Below are 24,950 nucleotides of genomic sequence, written 5' to 3' on the forward strand. Positions count from 1 at the left end.
CTCTTTTCATTCCTGCGTGCACATTAGAGAGAGATTTAGTGCTTTTTTAGCTCTTAATCAACAGTAATTGGGAATTATTTCACTATGTGCAGAATAGTTGGCGTAGTAAATATCAACAATCAAAATGTCGAGCATTTACTACCGACCGTCAAAACTATGTGCCATTCTTTGACTCATGGCGGACCTGATGATCACGGTATTTTTAGTCGAAAAAATATAGTATTAGGGCACCGTCGCCTTTCTATTATTGATCTATCCAAAGATGGTAGTCAACCACTGCTGGACAAGGATATAGTCATTGTATTTAATGGCGAAATTTATAATTTCCGTGAATTAAAAATAGAATTGATAGATCTCGGACACACCTTTAAATCTCATTGTGATACTGAAGTCATTATTAAGGCCTATAGAGAATGGGGTGAAAAATCTTTTGGTCGTTTAAACGGTATGTTTGCTTGTGCTATTTACGATATCAAGAAAAATGCTCTTTATCTAGTGCGCGATCACTCCGGAATCAAACCTCTATATTTTGCTGCTGTTGATAATAATATTGTTTTTGCCTCCGAAGTAAGAGCATTTTATCACTACGATTCTAAATGGAAAAAAAATCCATATTGGCAAACCCTTTTTTTGGCTTTCGGTCATATTCCTGAACCTCATACCATTCTTGATGGTGTAAACATGGTTGCCAAAGGAAGCTACTATAAATTTGACATTTCTCAAAAAATCAAAGAACAGTGTAAATACAATACTTTTTGTTTCAAAGAACTAATAGTTGAAGAACACATCGCGAAATCCGTAGTAAGAAAATCATTTGAAAAAGCGGTAAAAAGGCATTTGATTGCAGATGCACCATTAGGAGTATTTCTAAGTGGTGGAGTTGATTCTAGTTTAGTGGCACTTATTACCAAAAAGTATAAGTCAGATTTGCATACAATTTCTATTGCTTTTGATGAAAAAGATTTTTCAGAAGAGTCGTATCAAAAAATTATCATCCAAAAGACTGGCAGTAAACATCACTCTTTCACTGTTCGTTCGCAAGATTTTTTAGAAAACATTCCTAGTCTATTTTCAGCAATGGACCAACCAACAATTGATGGCGTAAATACATACTTTGTTTCTAAATATGCACGACAACAAGGATTTAAAGCTGTTCTTTCAGGACTAGGAGGAGATGAATTATTTGCAGGTTATAATACTTTCAACCGCGGCGAAAAACTATTATCAATGCCATGGTTACCGAATTTCTTGTTCTCATCGTATTTACCTGGTAAATTTAAACGTCTATCTTTTCTAAAATTAAACAATCCTTATCGTTATTATTTAACGCTGCGCGGTATCTTTTGCCCAGATGAAATCGCTATTATTCTTGGAAAACCACAGCAAGCTATTTGGGAACACTTACAAACAATAAATCTCAATGTCCCACAAAGCTCTCCACGCGATTATATAAGTTTTTTAGAAACTAATTTATATATGCAAAATCAATTGCTAAAAGACAGCGACATAATGGGCATGAGTCAAGCTCTTGAAATAAGAGTTCCTTTTCTCGACAAAGAGTTTCTTCACAACATATACCAAATCCATCATCACCTAAGACTGTCTAAGATATCGCCAAAATATCTCCTGACCGAATCTTTTCGCGATGTTTTACCTCAAGAAATCGTAAATCGTCCCAAGCAAGGATTTGTCATTCCTTTTTCATCGTGGTTGAAGAAATACTACACTGAAATATACAAACAAAAAACACAAGGAATGAATCAAAAATTTTGCCATACTTTATGGAAAAAATTTGAAAAAAACCAAGTTCACTGGTCAAAAATATGGGCAATGCTAGTTTTTGCAGAGTATAGTTAACCAGTACTCGAAATTTCTGTTTTACTAAGACAGAAAAACTCGGCTTCTAAATCTAAAAGCTTCGAGGCTACTTTTACGCTCACTTTCGTTACGGTCTTCTGTGAAAATAACTAATGAAAAGAGTAAGAGAAAGTTTGTTCTGATATATAAATCTTCTGTACGGGTATTGTTAGAGAATCTACACTTGAAAGTGCTAGCGCTTTAGATATAATAATTACCAAAGAATACTATCCTAAAGAACAAATTAATTTGGGAAAAAATATGCTGCGGTCAATTGTCGAAATACTCAAAAGAACCTCCAAAAATCTTGTTTTTAAAAGGATTAAGATTAGGATCGCAAAAACATTAAGCAAAATAGAAGTTACTATGAGTATGGAATTTAAATTCCAAATAACACAAATCAACTTTGCTATGCGCTTGCAAGAGATTAATTTTTGATCGTTTGTATTTGGGAAGTATTTGGAGGGCGATAATAAGACATTCGGGCCAGGCTCAAATGCCATTTAGTTAGAGATGAAATTGAGAAAGAATAAGAGATAGAAGAGAAGATTTTTTTTAAGTCTATCACTGAATTAACCCAATTGTAATTTTTCACTTACACCAAAATGTCATTGTGTTTTAAATCGTTACAGTCTGATATTAAATCGGGTAGATAGTTTGAGCAAAACGAAAGCCAATAGCAGAAGCACTGTGATAAGTTAACTCTCCGCTTCGAAAACGATGTGTTATTTTTCTCCAAGAGCACCAAGAATCCCAAGAATGACCACGTAAAACGTGTTTTCCTACGTTTTTGGACCCTTTAGGATTTAAATACTCGCCTGAAGGTAAATCATCGAACCAATCACTACACCACTCGTGTACATTACTATGCATTTCATACATTTCCCAATTATTGGGAGGAAGAGTTTTTACATCAATTGTTTGACGCATTTTATAGGTTTCTATGTTAATTTCTTTGTGATTTTCGTCACTACCAAAACTAAAATTAGCCGAAGTACCAGCGCGACACGCATATTCCCATTCTGCTTCAGTTGGAAATCTAAGGTCTAAATCAATTTTTTTCAAAAAATTACGGCAATCCATCCAGTTTACGCGTTCCGCCGGGCGATTTTTTCCTTTAAATGAGCTTGGATTTTTAGACATAACAATTTCCCATAGTTCTTGCGTACAAGTTGTTTCTGCTAACCAATAAGGTTCTGGTAAAGTTACAATCGGACGATTACTTTGTTCTCTATTTAATTCCCCCATTTCAAACTTACCTGGTGGTATTAGTTGTAAATTAAATTGTACATTTGCCCAACTATATTCTTTTATTGTATTTAACTGATAAACATTGCTATACCAATTACGATATGCTTTTGCGTATTGTTGTTGTTTGTCATGACTAAGATTTTGCCAAGCATCTTGATTAAAATCAAAAAAACTTCCTTGCCAGCACTCGCGCCAAACATCTTCATCCATTTGAGCACTGTTTATTGTTCCGATTTTTACAAATTTCTCTATTTGTTTTATTATTTCTTGTACTGCACATAGATTTTCTATGTAACCGCTTTCAAAAACAGTACTGTGTACTTTGTCTATTATAAGTGAGCTAAAATTGCACTGTTTAAATTGACAACGATTGATTTCGTCTAAATATGTTTGTCCTCGAAAACTGCAGTTTTCAAATCCGCAATTTTCAATGATGCGATTTTGTTCTTTTCCGCCAACAAATGTACAACCTAGATATTTTGTATTTGACTCTATGAACATTAAAGTTTTTGATTTTTTTTGTTGACTAAACATACTTACTACCGCTTTTCTAGTTTGTATTATAGTTTCAATGAGAATCAATTATTTATCTATCAATTTGGGTAACACGATGGAAGGCAAAAAAGAATGTTGTAATGACGGAACAAAAAATGAAATAAGGTTACTTAACAAAATCCCCAGACTTAGAGCCTTTATAAAAGAAATTATCAGCAATAATTGCCTTCCATAAATATTATGAAAAATGTAATAGTTAAGTGGCCTGACAAAAGTAGTTACCCACCGAATACAGGGATTTTATTTTATAGCGCGGCGAGACGAAGGCGCAGCTATAGCTGCGTAACTAAGGAGCAACAAAGATAGGAAATAAAAGAGCAAAATGCCAATGGGTAATTACTTTTGGCAGGTCACTTATTTATCTTTGACGGGCAGAATTAAATGCGTTTTCCATTTGGAAGAGTCAGGCTCAGTACTTGGATTTGTAATGTATATTTCACGCACCACATGGTTCTTTTTTATTATCTGCGACTTGGTCATATAAAGCTTCATGAGATTCTCCTAGTTTTTCGTAAGGACCAATATGCCAATATGTTGCTCCTGCGGGAATAACACTAAACTAAATGTTGTTTTTGCTATCTACCTCCTCAGTTATTTCTATCCCTGTTTCCATGTCAAAAGTACCTTTTTCTTCGTTGTGTCCATGGTAAAGAGCAAAAGGTCTTCCTGGTTGACAACCTTTTTGTTGTGCATAAACATAAACAGCTGGTAAAAATTCTCCTAATTTCTTTGATATTTTTACAGGAGAAGATTCGAACATTTAATTTACGCCAAAAGATATACGGGAAATTTACTTATTATTTGTAATAATAATATAGCACTTTTTTGTAATATGCAAGTTAGAAATTTTTTGTATAAAATTTCTAACGTATCACTGTGCATCACCTCCATGAATCTCATAAAATTCCCGTTGCCTTTCAAAAAATATCAAACTTATGTATACGGTTTTTATACGATAAGTTGGTTTTACAGAAAGCTGTCTACTCGGCTACTCAGTGTCAGATGATTATGTTTTGAGTCTGGTCACTGAAAATATCTTCTAAAAATAAAATGCGAAATTGTCTGTTTTTTCTTGTATTTTTCTGTTTTTTAAACTTAGTACTACAGTTGTAACTAAGTACAGTTCCTTATTTTTCGGTGTTTCTAGCTGTTTACAAATAACAGTATTTTTTGCTATTTGAGAAGAGCTATCGATAAAATAAGACCTACAGAGTGTCTAATTTTTATAGCTACCTATTTGTTATTTTAATTACAACTGTAGTATTAGGGCGTGTCATCATTCAAAATATTGTGTGTTTTTTCGAGCCCGAGCCCGTTTCCGAAACTTTCACTAACAATTTATCAAAGAAGCAAAGTTTCTTTTTCCATCGCAAAAAACTAGTATTGAACCAATAAATCACTTTCTGTCGCTCTCAAAAAGTTTTCGGGCGCGGGCTCACGCTCAATACTACTGGCGTATCATTAAATGAATCCGTTATATTTTTATCTGTATTGAATGATGACACGCCCTAGTTGATTTTGTTTTCTTTATTTCGGATTTCCAGCGTAATACCTAATCATATTCATTTATATTTACTGAAATCATTTACCTGGCAAAGGAGTAAAAGAAAAATGGCTGATACTCTTGAGGTTGTGATATAATTAACATATCATCATTTTGAAACTGCGATTGCATTGAATTTGACAGGAAATATGAGGAAAGTTATGAATAAAGTTATCTTTATTATGTTGATTTCGTTTTCTGTTGTTGTTCTTGTTATTTTTTTAAAAGAAGGCAGAAATGACGAACAATCATTAGATTCTGTTATGGAAGTAATCGGTCAAACAACACGAGATATGGCAGAAACAAGTACCTCTGTGATTAAAATATCTACCGCTGAGGAAAATGAAATTGGTAGACAAATATTTGAATCTTTTCAAGTCCTACCCGATGATAATGATATGGTTGTTCGTGTTCGTGAAATAGGTAACCGATTTTTACCCTATCGACTGCGTGTTGATATCAATTATCGCTTTTATGTGACAAATCAACGATTTGTCAATGCTTTCGCATTGCCTGGTGGTTATATAATCATTACTGCTGGTATGGTTGGTATTGTGGAAAACGACGATGAACTAGCCTGGGTTATAGGTCACGAAATTTCGCACATCGAAAAACGCCATGCTATTGTTCAACTTAAAATTCATAAAGCAAAACAGAAAATAAAAATAGATAAAAATAGAAGGCTTAATAAGCTAGCAACCACAATAGAGCGTTTATATCGAGTTGGCTATAGTGAGAATATGGAATTAGAGGCGGATATTTCTGGATTAAGGCTTATGTTAAATGCGGATTATGATTGTCGTGCAGCAATACGATTGGTTGATTACATGGCAAGTAAAAATCCTCAGCCGCGTAAGAACAGCAGAAATTTTATCAAAATGGGTATAAAGTTATCCCAAAAAACATTGCGCGCATATTTTTCTACTCATCCTCATTGGAATAGAAGAAAAGAAGCAATATTAAAGGATATCAAAAAATGAGATTCGCTTTTTGGCTATGGTTGATATTGATCTTTACTGCAATGTTTGGCATTATGCTTATTGGTGGTTTTTTATACATGTTTGATAAAGGCGGAGTAACTCAGGGATTGGCGATTATACTTTTCAGTGCAGCTCCTTACGTTTGGCTTACTAGAGCTGCTGAAAAATTCAAGCAGCTTCTTGTTGAAGCTAGTAACTCTAAAATAATGTTGTTGCAAAAAAAAGTAAACCATTTAGAAAACATTTGTAAAAAAAACAATGTCGATGTGGAAGAGTTATTTGTTGCTAATCAAGAAATAAAGGGATATTTGGAAAACTTGCAACTAGATACGACAGTCAAATCCATGCCAGCAGCTGAGTTTGATACCGTTCAGAATTTGAACGTTGACTGTAAAGATCAGTATATTGAAGAAGATGCTGAAAAACAAGAATTTGTTAAATTACAGTCTCTTCAAAAAGAAACGCAAGCTTATCCGAAAGAACAACAAGCCAAACTAATTTCTGCGCAAAATAGTTTTAATGATAAAGAAATTGCACAAGAGACAATTTCGAAAAAAGTTACGAGTGATCAGCCGCTCGATTTTGCTAAAAGTAATGACGACAAAGCGCTATACCAAAAAGTTGTTGGAAAATTTGTTAAGCCAATAAAGAAAGCAAAATCAATAGAAGCTCGTTTCTTCTCTGGCAATTTTGAAAATTTCGTTGGAGAAAAGTTACTGAGTTATCTTGGTATTGGTATTTTTGTTTTAGGCTTAGCGTTTTTGTTAGCATATTCTTTAACTCAGATGGGAGCTGTTGGCAGAATATTAACAGGCGTTTTCTGTAGCCTAACTTTACTCGGCTTGGGATCATTTTTAGAGAAAATATCAAAATACGACCTATATGGGAAAATTTTAATGGCTGGCGGTTGGGCAGTATTATATTTTGTTTCTTATGGTTCTTACCACATAGAAGCAATGAAAATATTGTCAAGTCCAATTACGGGAGCTTTATTTATTGCGGTTGTTGCTAGTTGTATTATCAAGCACTCTTTGAGGTATCGTTCTGAGTCATTAACAGGTGTATCTTTGTTAATGGGATATGCTACTTTGTTTATTACAGAAGTTACCATTTATACACACTTTGCTGCTCTCGCCTTAGCCATTTCAATTTGTTTTTTTGTGTGGCGTTTTCGCTGGTTGACGACGGCATTAATTGGCTCTGTTATGTTGTATACTGGCTATGGTTCTTGGCTTTATTCTCAAGCACCAAAAAGTTTACCCAGTGGCAAGATAGAATATACTATTGCAACCGCTATTTTAATTGCTATTTGGCTATGTTTTAAACTGCCTGATTTTGCAACCAATAAAGAAAAATCTGAATCTAAATTAGTTATACTTATGGGGGTTTTAAACCTTTTTGGTTTAGCTCTTACTCGTAAAATATTGCACATTACCTTTGGCACTAAAGGTTCTCCAGCATCAGCTTTATACCTAGGCGCGATATATTTAGTTTTGGCTGAATTAATTAGAAAACGTGGCAAACAAAATATATATAAATTAGATTTTACAGTTGCCACTGGTCTTATTTTAGTTGGAACCTGGAGTAGTTTTTCACAATATGCTTATTGTATGTTTTCATGGATGGCGATCGGCATAGTTATATTTAGTTATGCGTTTTACAGGCGTTTGAAGTATTTTCGAAATTTAGGCAACGTGATACTTGCTATGGCAACTATTCTTATTTTAGGAGGAGCATATCCCAAGCAAATGATCGTTTGGTTCCATAGTCTTTTTTCTGGTGAGTTATTTTTGAATGTGCCAAGTTCTTTGCCAACAGGACAAACAGTTACCTCTTTTTCGTCGGGTGTCGTTGGGATTATTGGCTCTATCCTAATATTTATCACCGCTTTTATTTCATCTTATATTTTACAAAATCGAAAACTTTGGGATAATGTTTCCGAGGCAAGACAACAAGTCGTTCTTCACATATTAGGTACTGTCTCTATGACAATTGGATTGTACAAAATTTTCTCTGGAAATACTTGTATTTATTCATGGATGGTATTTGCTGTTTTTCTTTTTTATTACGGAATTTTTAATAGAAAATTTCACCTTCGTTATTTATCTCATTTGCTATTGTTGCTAGCAGTATGCTCAGGAAAATTACTTGATCTATCAAATGAACATATTGGCTATGCGGTTATCATTGGAGCCATGCTATTCTATATTCATGGTTATATCACTTATAAGCTATTCAAAGAAGATTCGCTAGGAGATAATGAATATATAGAAAAGTTCATAACTGTGATCGCTACGATTGCGATGATGGTTGGTGCAATATTATTATTTAGTAATTTTGTAACCACTCTCGCTTGGCTTGGTTTAGCTTCTTTACTCTTCTTCTATGGAATTTTTCGACGAGATTTTTTTATTCGCTTAGTGTCTAATATTGTCATTGTCCTTGTTAGTCATTATACCTTAATTCCTATTCTCGTAGAAGCGAATATTGATACAGTTACGCTTTGGGGAAACTGGAAAGCAAATCCTCTAGTGATCGCTCTCACTTTGACAACTTTATTGCTTTATTTACATGTTTATTACCTTAGCAAAATTCTCAGCAAAAAGGAGCGGGGAAATATTGAAGAAGAGCGTTACATGGTAATCTTTGCCAATTTGGTATTATTTGTCAATTTGTGGTATACCTTGCCAGCAATTACCGTTGCTATTGCTTATTCTCTTGCGGCCATTATTTTTTTCGAATGTGGTGTAAAATGGCAAAAAAATTATCTGAAAACGTATTCTTCTATAGCTGTTATATTGTCAGGATTTTGGTTTTTTACAGTAAACATGGGAGCCAACGATTTTATTCATGGTATGAGCAGACGCTTATTAACCTCATTACCTATTTTACTAATGTGGGCTTATTGTGCTAATGGCTGGCGCAACAATTCTCAAAAAAGTGATGTTTCTAAAGAGGAAAAACCTTTAATAGCAAGTGATAAATTATTAGCACTTAACAAATTAGCACCTTCGTGGCTGTCTTATTTGATTTTTTCGGCGATTGTGATGTTGGTCTATCATCATGCTTTTATGGACGGTTTGGGGTGGTTAGTTTTGGGAGCTATTTTAACAGTGATGACCACTGTATTTAAACATAGTCGATACTCATTACAAAGTTTTATTGTTGTAGTTATGGGAACTCTTAGTTTTTGTGCTGTTGCAACGCGCAATGTCGGTGATAGCTTCTCTTACATTATGCAACATCCTACAATTGCGATTGGCCCTTTATTGTTATTTGCGATACATTTTTACAGTAAAATAAAGCCTGATTTTTTTGAGCGCGAATCTGACAAAGTTGCAATTGGTCCAGGTACTCGTTTTGTTCATCACTCCAGCTCTAACCACGCGATAATTTTTTGCACAGTAGTAACTTTTGTAGTAGTAACCATGTTAAGTTCATCTTATTATTCGTTTGCTTGGGGAATGGCAGCTTTCTTTTTGGGATGGTACGGACTATCGTTTAGAGAAAAGATTTTTCGATGGGCAGCTTTGAGTTTGTTTGGTTTAGCGGTAGCGAAAATAGCTTTATTAGACATTTTCTATTTTTCAATAGAATTACGCATCGTGACCTTGATTGGAGTGGGTATTGCACTTTTATTAATTTCTTTTATGTATAATCGTTTGAAGGATAAAGTAACTCAATTTTTGAATGGATAATTTTTGAAAAAGAACGATTAGATTTCATAAAGAACAATTGTTATCTTTTCTTCTTTTTTAGATGCTCAACTAGGGCGTGCCATTATTCAGTACGACATAAAATATCGTCTGACATAAGCAATTTTTGCGAGCAAGTGACTAATAATGTTGTATACCTACTTTTTTGCGAATTTCTCTAATTGCTTTCCAAATATCTGAAATCTCATCTTTTCTAAAATTTGCGACAGAACTAAAAAAGCAGAGCAGGTTTATTATATTAAAAATAGGCGATAAAAAAATAATCAGGACAGCAATGAACATTAAAACAAAGAAAAAAAAAGCAAAACAGGTTTATCAAAAATGGAAGAAGTTAATGTTTCTTTATGGATTTTCTTTACCCATATTTCTAATTTCGTTTCTTTCATTCTGGCATGAATTAGTATTGTTATTATTTATGGTATTGGGTGTTTTTTATTTAGTTTCGATGGCAAAACATTGTCCATACAGATGGACATATCATAGTTTAGGACACTTAGTAGTTTTTAATAGCGTATCTTTTCTCGGCATGTGTACTGGTGGTGCTATTTATGGATCATCGGGAGCACATGGACAATTTTTAGAAGTCGGTATAATAGCGTTATTCTTTGTATTGGTATTTTTTATTCCAGGAATGCTAACCATTGGAGCTTTGGTTAATTTTATTGCAAAGATCATGGTTGAGAAAGAAAAGGCAGAACAAATTTACAATGATTGGAAACAATCAAAGTCATAAATCATTGAGAGGAGATTCCTATTATTGATCTTAGATATTCCAAAAAAGGCATGAGTTTCAAATATGGTTAACTAAAGTTATTTTATAAAGAAAATAAATGCGCCCAGTTAGAATTGATCAATGATTTATTTTATATAACAACTAGCTAGATGCGATAATAAAAACTTTTGTTTAAAGAAGATGAGGATTTTATATAATATTTAAAGGTAATAGAAAACCCGCAAAAAATACTCTTTAAAGCCTATACATATATCGCATTACCAGTGACCACGCTTATTTGTTAATATCAACTCCAATAGAGGACAATCTGTCAAAGATAATGCAATGAAGACCTGTCCTCTTTTAAAAGAACTAGCGTTTGATATTAAGAATTTCTTTTTCGCGTAAGTATTTCACTGTTTTATCTAGCTTGATGATAGTTTGAAGCATTTTTTTATATCTTCTTCTCATTTTAATGTTTTGTTGTTGTCGTTTTAAATTTTGGATGTATAAATCAGGGTACGACGCTTTATTCGTACGTATCTGAGTAAAGTGCTTAGATATAGGAAACGCATTATCTTGAAAGAATATGTAACCACCTATTGCTGCCCCTTTTCGTAATACAGGGTCTTTCATTTTAGCTATTTTTTTAGCCATGTTGAGTAATTTATCATCTAGATACCCAGAAACATCTATATTATTCTTGATACTATAGATTAGATAACCTGATGATGCTGCTATTCGGATATTTTTTGATTCGCTTTTCAAAAAACGCTTTATTATTTCTATATCTTTGTCTTTATTTTTAGAACTAAGTGGAAGAAGATAGTGTTTCAAACCAGTAAAAAGTAATGTAATAGCTTGGACATTTGGAGATTTTTCATTTTCAAGACATTCAATCGCATTTAAGCCGAAAAGATTTAGAGTGCTGTATACAATAATTTTAAAGTCTTCGCTCTTATCTTTCATTGCTATTTTTTTTATTTCGTCCAAATGTGCTGTAAAATTTACAAATGAAATTTGAGTTAGTTTTATAAACATTTGAACAAGAACCATAGCTCTGAGATAAGGAGAATATTTCTTATCGTTAGTGAGGAATTTTTTCAGGTATCGATTAAAATCTCTTTTTGATTTTGCTAGTGATGGTAAAATCATCACTAGAGAGAGTTGTATTATCGGATCATCACTTGTGTATAAGATACGCATAAATATCTCTTCAAAATACCCGCGAGCCTGCTTTGTTTCTCTTAGAATCAACGGACGACTAACAAATATAGATAAAATCGTCTTTTTGACTAAGTTATTGTTATCATTTAACCCTTTTTTCATGAAAATTAGACAGTCTTCGAGAATTGGTTTATCGGCAGGGAATGAGCTCCAAAAATGAAAGTGACTGTACGCTCTAACCAAGGGAGAAGGGTCTTTCATGCCATTATTAATTATGATATTTCGAGACTCGTCGCTCTTTATTTGTTTTCTCATTTGTACTGCAGCAGTTAAGGAAATGTACTTATTGGAATTTCTCTGTAAATCTTGAAGAAGAGCTTTATCTTTTAATAAAGAAATAATGACAACAGTTAAAAATTCGTTGCTTTCTAGTTCTATATATTTTTTGGCTTTTTCTGCAGAAAGATTGTAGTGCTGCTGCGTATTTTCCGGATAAATCTCACGTAGTTTGTGTACTGCGCACTCAAAAATTATAGAGTCTTGTTTTTGATTATCCAAAATAAATAGTGTCATAGACGCAAGATAACGCAAAACAGGTTTTTCTTCTTTATCATTTGCTATATGAAGTAAAATTTTCTGTTCACTACCTAATATTTGTTCTTTGTATGAATTTTTGAGATCTTCTATTGCTTTAAATATTGGAATTTGTAAATAGAGTTTTGCTATTTTGTAGTAGAGGATAGCTTTTTGCGTTTGTATGACAGTCTGCAAAACACGATTCAAACCTTTGTCCTCTTTTACCTGGAGTTCCTTTTCTATAATTGTCTTTATCTGTGAGTGGTGGCGAAGAGAAATCAATGCTTGTCGTGCGCGTTGACGAATTTTAGGATCACCCGAACGGTATGTTTTAATAAAATTACTAATTTTTTTCTTTGATTCTTTTTGACGACGCCTCTTTAAAAAATCGTCTTGATAATTTCTTGCAACCTCTTGTATATAATGGTCAGTTAAACTTGGTTGTGTAATAATTTTTTTGTCAAGCATGTTTACAGGGTAGTTAAAAACTTTATCGCTATTCGTAACATCTTTCGCAATAACGCGCATAAAACCAGCTATAGCGCTTGCGTATTTATCTGTCGGAAATTCAAAAGACTTATTGTATAAGTCTAACGCTTTGTCATACTTTTGTAATTGTTCATAAGCTTTGGCAATAAAATAGTAATTTGTGCCGTTGTATGGTTCCAATTCGAGACATTTTTTGAATTGTTTTAGAGCTTTTTCCGGGAATTCATCGAAATAAATTTGCCCTAAATAGCGATGAACTTGTGGAAGATCAAATCGTTCTATTTTTTCGAAATGTTGTCGCGCTATATCCATAAAATTAGAATTTTCTTTTTTTGCTCTCTTGAAATAGCATATTCCCATATAAAGATCGATCAATGGGTATTTTCTAGTAGAAGATTTTTTAAAAATTGAAGTAGCTTTGTTGTATTGTTTTTGATCTAAAGCTATTCTTCCCTGCCAATAATAGAGTTCATCAGAAACGTTTTTTGTAGGAATTACTCCACTTAAACGTTCTATTGCGAGATCAAAGTTCTTCAAAAAATAATCAATTTTTACCATTTCTAATACACAAGTAGAATTTTTTTGTTGTTTAGGGCCAAGTTGCGCGTAGTGCTGTTTTGCTTCTGTGTATCTGCCTGTTCCTACAAGGCTAACTATATAAAGAAGATTAAGTTGATCTTTGAAATTGTTTTCCGTTTTTATTTTTTGCTCGTAAATGTCACTATTTTTTAAAATTTCAACTAATAGATCATATGCGTTTTTGTAGGATTGCGTTCGTATAAATAGTTTAGTATCTTGCCACTGTTTTTGCTCTACTGAAATATTGCTTTTTATGTTTTGAATTGAGTTGCTTTCATCTGCTTTTGAAGGCCACATTGCCAATGAAATTGCAAAAATAGAAGATAAAGTTAAAAACACACGAAATGCAAAACTTCGCCATAATAAATAAAAATATATGTTGCTTGCTTTTTTACCTTTTAATATTTTTTTTATATCCTGACTCATTTCCAGAGCACTTTGGTAGCGTTTATCTGCATTTTTTTCCAAAGAACGAAAGCAAACCATCTGTATACTATGAGAAATTTTTTTGCTGCGATAAAAAACAGGTTTTTTATTTAAGACATCGAATAATATGCCCATTGTTGTGTCGGAGGTAATTAATTTTTTTCCTGTCATCATCTCATATAGAATAACACCTAAAGAGTAAATGTCTGAACGATGATCTAGATCTCTTACGCGTCCAGAAGCTTGTTCTGGAGACATATACCTTGGAGATCCAATTATTTCTCCTGTTTTTGTCAGTGATTTCTCTATTGTGTCATAGCTTTTTGCTACGCCAAAATCTAGTATATGTGGTTCGCCATTCTCGGAGACCAAAATATTTTCAGGTTTCAAATCGCGATGTAAAACCCGTTTTTCGTGAGCGTAACTTATTGCTCCGAGAATCTTACACAGAAGTTTTAGCTTTTCTTTTATAGATAATTGCTTTTTTTGGCAATAGTCCATCAAATTTATGCCTTCGATGTACTCCATAACAATACAAGCCTGATTATTATAAAAGAAAAAGTCGTAAATCTTAGGAATATTTCGATGTTCTATAAAAGCGCCCAATTTCGCTTCACGTTGAAAACGTTGGAGATTTTTTTTATTCTGTTCAATTATAATCTTAAGAGCTAACACCCTACTAAATTCATGATCGTAAACTTGAAAAACTTGCCCAACACCACCACGGCCAAGTTCTTTTATTATCTTATATTTTCCAATGTTTTCTTTCATTGTTTTACTTTTCTAGGAAAACTTCAAATAATATAGAACCTATTATTCATAATATTTGAAGATTATTTGTATTTGAAATCTTAAAATTAGATTTTTGGTATGACAACAGTTGTGAATTCGCCTGATAAGAATTTAATTTTTGGCTTTGTGTTAGAACATTTTTATATTTTAGCTACGTTTATGAATATTCCAAGTGCGATTTTATTTTCTCTAAAATAAATCCTAAGTGGCCTGACAAAAGTAGTTACCCATTGAATGCAGGGATTTTATTTTCTAGCGCGGCGAGACGAAGGCGCGCAGCTATAGCTGCGTAACTAAGGAGCAACAAAGCTAGGAAATAAAAGAGCAAAATGCCAATGGGTAATTACTTTTGGCGGGTCACTTAATTAAAGCGTATTATCATTCAAACTGATAAAACCAAATTATGCCTTTGAGTCTGGACCTGACTTGGAATAGACCTTTATGTATGCTCTCCCAATCCAAAAAAGATCTTTTACATCATCTATATTTTGCTTTACTTGCCGCCTCGTTTTTCGTACAAGTATTTCGACAAATAATGCTTTACTTAGGACCTGTCATCATTCAAATAAAAAGACCATTCTTTAGAATAAAGTAAGGAAGAACCAAGCAGATGGCAAATATTGGTAAATATAGAGTAATAAAAGTTCTTGGGCGTGGCGGTATGGGACAAGTATTACAAGTTTATGATCCAGAATTCCAAAGAACTTTAGCACTTAAAGTTATCATTGGTAAACAAAATCAAAAATCGCTCAAACGTTTCCAGCGCGAAGCTAGACTAAATGCTACTCTAGAACACAATAATATTGCAAAAATTTACAATTTTTTCTTTCACGACAATCAAGCATGTATAGTTATGCAATATATTAGTGGCCAATCTCTAAGTAAATTTTGTAAAAGTCAAAATCTACAAATAGAACAAAGATTACAACTTATGTACAAAATTATTAAAGCTATAGGATATGCACATAAAAAAGGTGTACTACATCGTGATTTAAAACCTGACAATATTATTGTCTCTGCTACTGGTGAACCTTTTATTCTCGATTTTGGTATAGCAAAAACATATAAGATTGAAGATGAAACTCTTACAAAAACAGGAGAAGTATTAGGAACTCCAAGGTATATGTCCCCTGAGCAGATTTCTGGATTTACTAGAAAACTAGATATACGTTCAGACATTTATTCTTTAGGTGTTATTTTATATGAAATAATAGTTGGCGAAAGATTCGTAAAATCTCAAACTACGCTAACTATTTTGAATGAAGTACTAAATAAAAAACCAAGATTTAACCGCAGCAGTAAAATTCCTCATGATGTGCAGGCTATTTATCTTCGCGCTTTGGAAAAAAAAGTAAATAGGCGTTATCAAACTACACAACAAATGGCAGAAGATATCAAGAAAGTCTTAGAAGGGAAGGTAAATACATCTTCCCGATTGTATTTATTGCGTAAAAGCTCATTACTCCGCGTCATTCTTTTATTAAGTATTGTTGTAATTTTAACTTTTGTAGTATACCGTTATATATCAAAACGCGCACCTCAGAATGAATTAGTTATACAAGAATATCGCAGTAATATTTCTTTTGAAGAGCAAGAGTGGTTAAATGTAAAACTTTTAATGCAGATAAAATCCTATGAAGTTGCATGGCAAAAACTACAGAGAATTTTGCAAAATCCAATTATCTACAAAACAAAATTAAAAAACTATAAAGATTTTAAAGATAATCTTCATGTGTATTATATGGTTTCTCTAGTAGGGGTAAATCGTTATGAAGACGCTAAAAGATACTATAACCAGCTGTCAACAAAAGAACAACAAAATATATCGTGTAAGCTAGCAATGGCAAAAGCCTACTATTTCCTAGGTAACACAGATACTGCAAAATTAGAGCTACAACAACTGCAACGCAAAAAATTAGAACCGATGATAATACAAAATGTTCATTATTGGTTAGGAAAAATAGCGGTGGATCAAGATCAATACAAAGAAGCTATTTTCCATTTCGAAAAAATATCTTCAAGGGAGTACCCATTTGTTCATTTTTATCTTGGTATATGTTATTTCAAGCGAGTAAAGCAAGAAGGGAAGTTAATAAATAAAGCGGAATTGCATTTAAAAAAAGCGCAATCTTTGAATTTGCCAAAAATTTATCGCTACCTTGGACAGATTTACCTTGATAAGCAGCCTAAAAATGCACTACGTAAATTTAAGAAATGTATAGAGCTAGAGCCATATAATGGGACCAATTATTATTGGACTGCGGTAGCCTATGAAAAACTAAAACAATATAAAAAAGCTTTTCATTTTTACAATCAATCCTTTACATTCCAAACAAAAAAAGCAGCTGATGCTTTAACCGGCTTTATGCGTGTTGCAGCAAAAGATGTTACTATCAGTGACAAATTATTAAGTTACCCCCTTGATATGTTCCATAAAAATAATTTTTCAACTCCAAAATTAGTCGATATACAAATACGAAAAATCATCAGAGACTATCAAAATGATTTTTTGAAATGGCAAAGCCAAAAAAACTCAAAAGAAAATATTGAAGTCTTTATTCAAAAAACTCAGTCAAGTGAGAAGCAAGTTCGACAACTTTCCTTAAAAGCTTTAGTATCTTTACGTTATCATTCCAGAATAAAAACATTGATAAAACAACAAATTCGCAAAAAAAATGACAAAGATTTATTTACTATTTTGCAAGATGTTCGCCAGGCAGAAAAAGCTATTCTTTGCTATAAGATGGCTCAATTATATTTACAAATACCTACTTACAAAGAAACAAAAGGAATAGAACAACTATATCGTAAAGATATCAAAGGCAAAGAAACAAGCGTTTTACTACAAGATATTATGCAAAATGTAAAACAAAAACCAATTTTACGTTATTTAGCATCTATTACTCATTACATTGCATTTGGTAAAAAAAGTCTCAAAAAAAACTCAATAATATCTTGTTGTGTTATAAAAAAATTAAATATTCTCTATCCACAAAGTATAAAAATAGATCACGTAGTTTTTTTACGCGCGGCGAAAAAATATCTACAAAATCAAAACGATGAATGGCTGACTTTGCTTTTGGCATCGCAACTTGATGATAAACATTTGTTACAGCAATTATTAGATAATGGTAAACTTCCATCTTTAATTGCGGCATCCAAATTGTGGCTTGGGGGTAACTCACAGCAAAAATTACCTTCGCGCCAACTGCAGAAAGTTCAAACAATACTTGAAACTTACTTAAAAGATTCTTCACCTCTTGTAAGAGCTTATAGTCATTTTTGCCTCTTGCAACCAATAAGCGTAAATCAAGTTATTGCTAAAAATTACTTTTCCATTATAAAAAATGGGTTACTTGATCAAGATAATCTAGTTAAAAAAGCAACTTTATCCTCGTTATTCAGATATTTTAATATATCTGTAGAAAAAGTAACATTGATGCTTTTAGGAAATACTCCAAAAGAAATTCTTTTGTTAAGAGAGCATTTAGATAAAACACTCATGAAATTGCTTTACAATTGCGATGACCCAGTTATTCAACAATATGTAATAACATATTTGTCTGTGATTGCAGGAACAAAGAAAAATTTTGATCGCTATTTTAAAAAATTTATTAGTGATATTAACAATTCTCCTTTTCTTCGAACCGCCGCTTTAGTTCAGTTACTGAGGCTTCCTACTTCTTGGAAAGTCACTCTTACAGATATTTCTTTTGATTCTAAAATAATAGATGAAATGAAAAAAATAACAATGAGAGATGAAATAGAAGACTTTCGCATTACTACATTAGGTTTTTTAACTCTTTATGGAATCAATGTAATTGATTGTTTACAAAATGAAAAATCAACGAATGTCCAAGCATTTACTTTATTATTTTCAGGTATCAAAAATTATCGAGTAAAATTTCCTACAAATAAAAAACGTGACTTAAAAGTAATAACTGGTTTCTTAAAAAGTTCATCGTCGAATATAAGAACTGCCGCAGCGTCTGGTTATGTAATATATAATTGGAACAATGATAATATTGTCAAAATTTTTAGCAAAATAACGAATAAAATGATATCTAAAAAAGATATATATCTGCGTAAAGGAGCTGCAATAGGCGGTTATATAGCATTCCAAGATCATTTATTTTCTTGTTCTAAATATTTTGAAGCGCTAGGGTCTTTTGCTGAACGATACCCACAAATATATATGAAGATTTTTCAACTCCAGTTAAACCGTAAAAATCCTCAACGAGATCAAAACTTGGAAACATATAGAAAATTTTTTCAAACTCTTATTAAACTAGACCCAACAGTGAAATATCCAGAAGAAGATATTCTTGGTATAAAACGTTAAATTCCAAAATACGATTTTGTATAATAGCGGTGAAACATTGTTATTAAAAGTGTAACAGAGATAACATAGTTTAAGGTGGATGCCAGGTCACTCTCGTCTTCTATTTCAAGTAACAATTTTAGTGCCGTACTCTGGCACTGTGCAAGTTTCTTTCTTTGCGAAAAGAACTGAAAAGAAGGCTGCCTACTTCAGGCTTTGTGCAAAACGGCGAAAACGTTTATTTTTCATTAACTTTTGATAATCAGGATCAATGTCTAGAGTTGTCACATGTACAGAGTTATTTTCTGCAGCAAGTTTTAAGTACTTCATACATGGTTGCATTTGATCCTCTAAAGCATAAATATTGGCCTTAGCAAAATATGCCATTCCTTTATCAATATCGAGTAATTTTTTATAACACTCATGTGCTGCTCTCTTTTTGTTCATTCTAAAATAGGCGAGTATTTTAAACAAATATGCTTGTTTAATTATAAAAGGTTCTCCATTACTTTTAATCACCTTATTGAGGTGATATATCGCTCTTTTGTATTTTTTTTGTTTCTTATATGAGTCCGCTATAACTAAGTGAAGCTGTATATTTTCAGGAAATGTTTTCAAACCTAAGGAAGCTATTTGAGTTGCTTTTTTATAGTTTTTTTCTCTTGTATAAACAACCCCCTTTAACCAATACAAATGAGCATGATTTTTATCAATACTTATAGCTATATCAAGATCTTTATGTGCTAGAGTATACTTATTTTGTAATGTATAAATATTTGCTCGCTGGTAATATGCATTGATAGCGCTTGGGGATAAATTTATTACTTTTGCAAAATCACTTATTGCTTCGGGCATTTTGTTCTGTGCTAAAAAAGACAAACCTCGTTGGTATAAAATTTCAAAATCATTGGGATAGATTGCATTCGCTTGGGTTAACAATGACTGTGCTTTCTCATGCTTTTTTTGTACTTTTAATACATCATTTAGCAAAAAGTAAGCATATTTATTTCGAGGGTTCAGTTGAATTACTTTTAAGTAGTCTCTTTCTGCTAGACTATAATTCTTCTGACGGATATAAAATATTGCTCTTTCATTGTAACACAAAAATGAATCAGGTTTCTTTTCTATCGCCAATGAGAAATAATTTTCTGCCTCGTTTATTTTTTTCAAAAGATGAGACATTTTTCCTCTTAATATGTAATACTTATGTATTTCTTTAGGTGCTAATGTCTTAAAATGTTCTAAATCTTTAAGTGCTTCCTCATATTTTCCTTCATCAATTAAAAGATTGCTACGATTAAAGTACATCCAAGGTTTGCCATTCTTACTTATTAGCATAGAGTACGTCCGTATAGCAGCTTTGCGATTATTAAATCCATTGATACTTGCATATAAGGCTAATATCCCATCAGAATCATTTCCCGACTGAATTAGGTTACCCAATATATTAAGACGTTCTAATTCTAAAAATACGGTTTTCATTGCCGATAAGAAAGGTTTGCTATTACGTAGGTATTCATGATCATCATATATTTTTTTGATCACGCGAAATGTACTCTTCGTTGCATTTAATGCTTGATTACGTCGATGAATTGTTTCTAGTTTCGTTTGCTTTACTTTTTCATCTGTACTTTTTTGCAGCAAAGTATTTTTTTGTGATATTAACTGCTTTTCGTTGAGTTTTTGAACTTCTTCTTCTAGCTCTTTTAAAGTCTTTTTCAATTCAATCTGCGCTTTTTGCGATTTACGAAGTGCTTTCTCTGTTTCATTTTGCTTTTTCAACTCTAATCGGATTAACGCTTCTTGATGCGACTGATAAACAAACGTAGCAATTGTAATGAAAAAAATTAATAGCATTGATAAAGCAGAAAAAAGGCGATTACGTACAATAAATTTTCGTAACTTGTAGCGCCAAGAAGCTTTTTTGGCTTTTATTGGTTGATTATTCAGAAGACAATGCAAATCATTGGCAAACTCTTGTGCACTGCCATAGCGTTGGTTGGGGTCTTTTTCTAAACACTTCAAACATATCGTTTGTAAGTCGTCAGAAATCTCTGGAGTAAAACTTTTTGGTGGGATAGGATCTTTTTCAATTACCTGTAAAAGTGTATTGAGATAATTTTCTGCTTCAAAAGGGGGACTACCTGTACAAATTTCATAAAGAATCACCCCTAGAGAATAAATATCACTACGACTATCTATTTCTTTACTAGAGGCTTGCTCAGGTGACATATACTTTGCCGTTCCCAAAATATCACCTGTTACTGATACTCCTACAGACTCTACCTTAGCCACTCCAAAATCCATTATTTTAGGTTCTCCCGCTGATGTTACCATTATATTATCAGGCTTTATGTCGCGGTGAATAATTTTATTTTGATGAATGTAGTGCACAGCTTCAGCTATTTTAATTAGTAAACTAACACCTTCCAATATCGTTAGTTTACTTTGTGAAATAAGTTTAGAAAATGTACAGCCATTTACAAGCTCCATGACGAAAAAACAATATGGTGTTGTATATACATTGTACAAAGATACAAGGTTAGGATGCGAAAGTTTTGCGAGAGACTCTGTTTCTAAAAAGAAACGTTGCTTTTCTTTTTCAGAAAACGTATTCAATAGTAATTTTAAGGCAACAAATCTTTTTAAAGATGCATCATAAGCCTTATATACAACTCCCATACCTCCTCTACCAATTTCTTCTTTTACAGTATAACGATCTTGGAGAACACTTTGCTTTAAATTATTTTGCTCATCTTTTAATATTATTTTTTTAGTCTTAAGTAAACTGCGAACTATTTGTTTTAGTTGTTTTAAATTTTCTTCGCTTATAATTTTATTTGTATAAAGGTATGCTGGTAGATCAAACCGTTGTTTTCTTTCTGTAATCCTCTTTTTCACTTGCATTACAGAAAGTGCTTGTTTTGTGGTTAGGTAACCTCGCTCCACAGCCACATGTAAGAAAATTTCATCATTTTTTTGCATATTTTCATCTCAAAATAGTTTGATATTTTTGCAGTAATTTTTTGTAACTATTTGTTCTTCTCAAGTTTAAAAAATAGCGATTTTCTTTTATTTTATTTGCGTTATGAAATCCTGATTTGATCGCTTCTTCCAAAAAGCGGATGGATTGTTGTGTATTGTCCGCATCAGAGTATGCTTCAGCCATCCCCAACAAAGCTTTTATATTCTTCGGTTCAATAGCAAGCGCTGCATTGTATTCTACAATAGCTTTTTTGTGTTTCCGTAATTTCAAATATACTTTGGCTATTTCAATGTAGAAGTATGGAGTAGGTGTATGGCGTTTGATTTCACTTAAAAGAGGAGAAATACGTTGCGTTTTACTTGACTTAAAATAAATCTTGCACATCAACAAACATGTTTTTGCATACAAAATGTTGTTATTTTTTTTTGTTAATCTTTTGACTTTCTCAGCACTTTTTTCTGCCAAAGTATATTTTTGCTGTTCGAAGTATATTTTTGCAAATAGAGTATCCACTTCTACTATGTTTCTAAGCATTTTCTTTGATATAACTTTTAAATCCGCTAATGCCTTATCAAAATTTTGTTTCTTGTAAAAAAGAATGGCGCGCATTAAGTAAGCTATGCTCACGCGATTTGATTGTTCAATGATGGTGTTGAATGTTTGTATTGCCGCATCGATTTCTTTTTGATCTTCATAACTATAGTAGATAGCAGCAAATAATCTAATATCTCGAAAATTTAATGTCTTTACAACATTATTCATCACTCCCATTTTCTTAACTTCTGTCAATATATCTCGCAAAGCAGGTATAATTTTGTTATTGGGCAAATCTTCAAATACATCTCTAGAGGTTTGCACAAGAGAGCGAAATATTATACTCAGAGCCGCCAACGAGTTATTTAACTCCTGTTGAGATTTTTGTTTTTCCCCAATAATTTCTTTTAGCGTTTTCTCGATATGCACTGTTCCATCTTTAATCTTCTTTTTTTCCAGTATGATTTGCTGAACAACTTTTTTTTTCGCAAGTAATTTCTTTTGGATCTCTTGTTGCGCTCGCTTTGCCAAATCTAAATTCTTTTTTATTTGCTTCTGTCTCTGTCTTTCAGCAGATAAAATTTTAGATTTTGAGTACAAATAACTTCCGTTAACAAAAAGAACTCCAACGATAAATACAACTAAAGTTAATACTGTAGATTTATTATTGTATGCCCAGTTTTTAAAATAAGTCATTCTCCCCGATACTTTAGCTTTAATAGGGCGTCTTTCAACAAATCTTTGTAAATCATCTCTCAAAGCTTTGGCACTTATGTATCTTTTTTGTGGATCTTTATTTATACATTTCAAACAGATAGCTTCGAGACTTTTAGGTATATTCGCATTTATCTCACAAGGCAAAATGGGCTTTTTAGTTCGTATTTGTTTGACAAATTCAACAAAACTATTACCAGCAAACGGAACGCGCCCTGTCATCATTTGGTAAAGTGTTACCCCTAAAGAATATATGTCGCTGCGTCTACTAACTTTCTTACCTTCTGCTTGCTCGGGGGACATGTAGGCGAGAGTTCCTGCCACATTACCAGTAATGGAAAGCGAATGTTCTGCTGATTTTACTAAGCCAAAATCGAGTATTTTAAAACCATCTGTGGTGATCATGATATTCTCAGGTTTAATGTCGCGATGGATTATTTTCTGTCCGTGTAAGAAGTGTAAGGTATGTGCTATTTCTGAAAATAGTTGGCCCACAGCTAAATAATCTTTACGTCTACTATACGCCAGATTTTTTCCTTCGATAAACTCCATAGCAATATACGGCCGCGGGGTTGTTCCAAAATCGTATATATCTACAACATTAGGATGACGCAACTTCGCCATACTTTCGGCTTCAACAATAAAGCGCTCCATATTTCCTTGGTTACTAATTATTTTGAGAGCAATAGATCTCTTTAATTTCGTATCGTAGGCAAGATATACAACTCCCATTCCTCCTTGCCCTAGTTGACGTTGTATAACATAATGCGAAAATTTTTTACCATTTTCAATAGATAAACCATCATCACTATTGTAATTGGCATTTTTAATTTCAGTGATTTGTTGTCTAGTAATGGACATATCTTTGCGCAAAAATTCAAACAATTTAAAGTTATCACTATGCAAAGATCTTTGCTTTAAAACAAAAGCGACATCTTCCATTGATAAATATCTTTTTTGTATAGCTATTTTTAAAAATGCTACGTCTTCTTGAAATTGGGACATCTATTCACCTAATATATCGAAATCAACATGAGTAATACGTTAAAGTATAAAAACATAATACTCGTATAAACAAAGTAAACAGTTATTAGAAAAAATATTTTGTCCAAAAAATAGAAACACAGAGGTTCTAGTAATGAATGTGGTGCTATTTTAGATGCTGCAAAAACTATTGGTCTTATTAATCAACAAGATTGGCGACAAGTAAGGAGTTAGTGTTTCGTATTGTTTCCATGCTTTCTAAAAATGATTCTCTAATCTATTTGCTTCTTGTTCATGTTAATCGACAACGATTGCGGTCACGTTTTTCTTGCTTCTGCGAAGTTATATTCTAGATTAGAGGGCGAAAATGGATTATTGTAATTTTAATTGATGACACGCCCTAATGTTTTTTTGGTAATTTACAACTCAGAGAGTTGGACTTCAGCCCAACGCTAATTTACTAATTATAATATAAAACTGTAGTAGAGAAAAAATGAAAAGTATTAGTACTACAGTTGTAATTAAAATAACAAATAGGTAGCTATAAAAATTAGACACTCTGTAGGTCTTATTTTATCGATAGCTCTTCTCAAATAGCAAAAAATACTGTTATTTGTAAACAGCTAGAAACACCGAAAAATAAGGAACTGTACTTAGTTACAACTGTAGTATTAGGCCGTGTCAACATTTAGAAAAATAAACAAATCAAGTGGCGCACATCGTTATTTTTACTGTTATAAAGACTTTCTTCCTTTAAAATAGAAAAAA

The 24,950-nt window shown here is 32.6% G+C and carries 10 protein-coding genes; 5 read left to right on the plus strand and 5 right to left on the minus strand.

The window, feature by feature from the left end:
• The first annotated feature begins 84 nt into the window (after positions 1-84).
• A complete protein-coding gene (asnB, locus tag UABHE_RS09170; RefSeq protein WP_372369954.1) occupies positions 85-1,857 on the plus strand; it encodes an asparagine synthase (glutamine-hydrolyzing) in 1,773 nt (590 codons plus the stop codon).
• A 639-nt stretch (positions 1,858-2,496) separates the two neighbouring features.
• Here the strand turns inward: asnB and UABHE_RS09175 are convergent.
• Together UABHE_RS09175 and UABHE_RS09180 are read right to left on the minus strand one after the other, a co-directional pair.
• Positions 2,497-3,642 carry a formylglycine-generating enzyme family protein gene (locus tag UABHE_RS09175; protein ID WP_372369955.1) on the minus strand — a complete coding sequence of 382 codons (1,146 nt, stop codon included), beginning with the start codon at positions 3,640-3,642 and terminating at the stop codon, positions 2,497-2,499.
• A 580-nt stretch (positions 3,643-4,222) separates the two neighbouring features.
• Positions 4,223-4,423: a hypothetical protein gene (locus tag UABHE_RS09180; protein ID WP_372369956.1), complete on the minus strand. Its 201-nt coding sequence runs from the start codon at positions 4,421-4,423 to the stop codon at positions 4,223-4,225.
• 944 nt (positions 4,424-5,367) lie between these two features.
• Here UABHE_RS09180 and UABHE_RS09185 point away from each other — a divergent pair.
• From UABHE_RS09185 to UABHE_RS09195, 3 genes are all read left to right on the plus strand, one after another.
• Positions 5,368-6,186: a M48 family metallopeptidase gene (locus UABHE_RS09185; RefSeq protein ID WP_372369957.1), complete on the plus strand. Its 819-nt coding sequence runs from the start codon at positions 5,368-5,370 to the stop codon at positions 6,184-6,186.
• The gene (locus UABHE_RS09190) at positions 6,183-9,884 is read left to right on the plus strand and encodes a DUF2339 domain-containing protein (RefSeq protein ID WP_372369958.1); all 3,702 of its coding nucleotides are present in this window, start codon (positions 6,183-6,185) and stop codon (positions 9,882-9,884) included. Before UABHE_RS09185 ends, UABHE_RS09190 begins: the two co-directional genes overlap by 4 nt.
• A gap of 292 nt (positions 9,885-10,176) precedes the next feature.
• Positions 10,177-10,635, plus strand: a complete 459-nt coding sequence (locus UABHE_RS09195; RefSeq protein WP_372369959.1) for a hypothetical protein — start codon at positions 10,177-10,179, stop codon at positions 10,633-10,635.
• A 351-nt stretch (positions 10,636-10,986) separates the two neighbouring features.
• Here UABHE_RS09195 and UABHE_RS09200 read toward each other — a convergent pair whose 3' ends face one another.
• Positions 10,987-14,622 carry a protein kinase gene (locus UABHE_RS09200; RefSeq protein ID WP_372369960.1) on the minus strand — a complete coding sequence of 1,212 codons (3,636 nt, stop codon included), beginning with the start codon at positions 14,620-14,622 and terminating at the stop codon, positions 10,987-10,989.
• A 631-nt stretch (positions 14,623-15,253) separates the two neighbouring features.
• On the opposite strand from UABHE_RS09200, the gene UABHE_RS09205 reads away from it, so the two are divergent.
• Positions 15,254-18,985 (plus strand): protein kinase, encoded by a 3,732-nt coding sequence (locus UABHE_RS09205; RefSeq protein ID WP_372369961.1) that lies wholly within the window; start codon positions 15,254-15,256, stop codon positions 18,983-18,985.
• 183 nt (positions 18,986-19,168) lie between these two features.
• Here the strand turns inward: UABHE_RS09205 and UABHE_RS09210 are convergent, their stop codons facing one another.
• Both UABHE_RS09210 and UABHE_RS09215 read right to left on the minus strand, forming a co-directional pair.
• The gene (locus tag UABHE_RS09210; RefSeq protein WP_372369962.1) at positions 19,169-21,949 is read right to left on the minus strand and encodes a protein kinase; all 2,781 of its coding nucleotides are present in this window, start codon (positions 21,947-21,949) and stop codon (positions 19,169-19,171) included.
• Positions 21,950-21,953: 4 nt separating this feature from the next.
• Complete coding sequence (locus UABHE_RS09215) at positions 21,954-24,203, minus strand: protein kinase (RefSeq protein ID WP_372369963.1); 2,250 nt, start codon at positions 24,201-24,203, stop codon at positions 21,954-21,956.
• Between the last annotated feature and the right edge of the window lie 747 nt (positions 24,204-24,950).

The sequence above is a fragment of the Candidatus Uabimicrobium helgolandensis genome, assembly GCF_041508025.1.
Classification (GTDB): domain Bacteria; phylum Planctomycetota; class Uabimicrobiia; order Uabimicrobiales; family Uabimicrobiaceae; genus Uabimicrobium; species Uabimicrobium helgolandensis.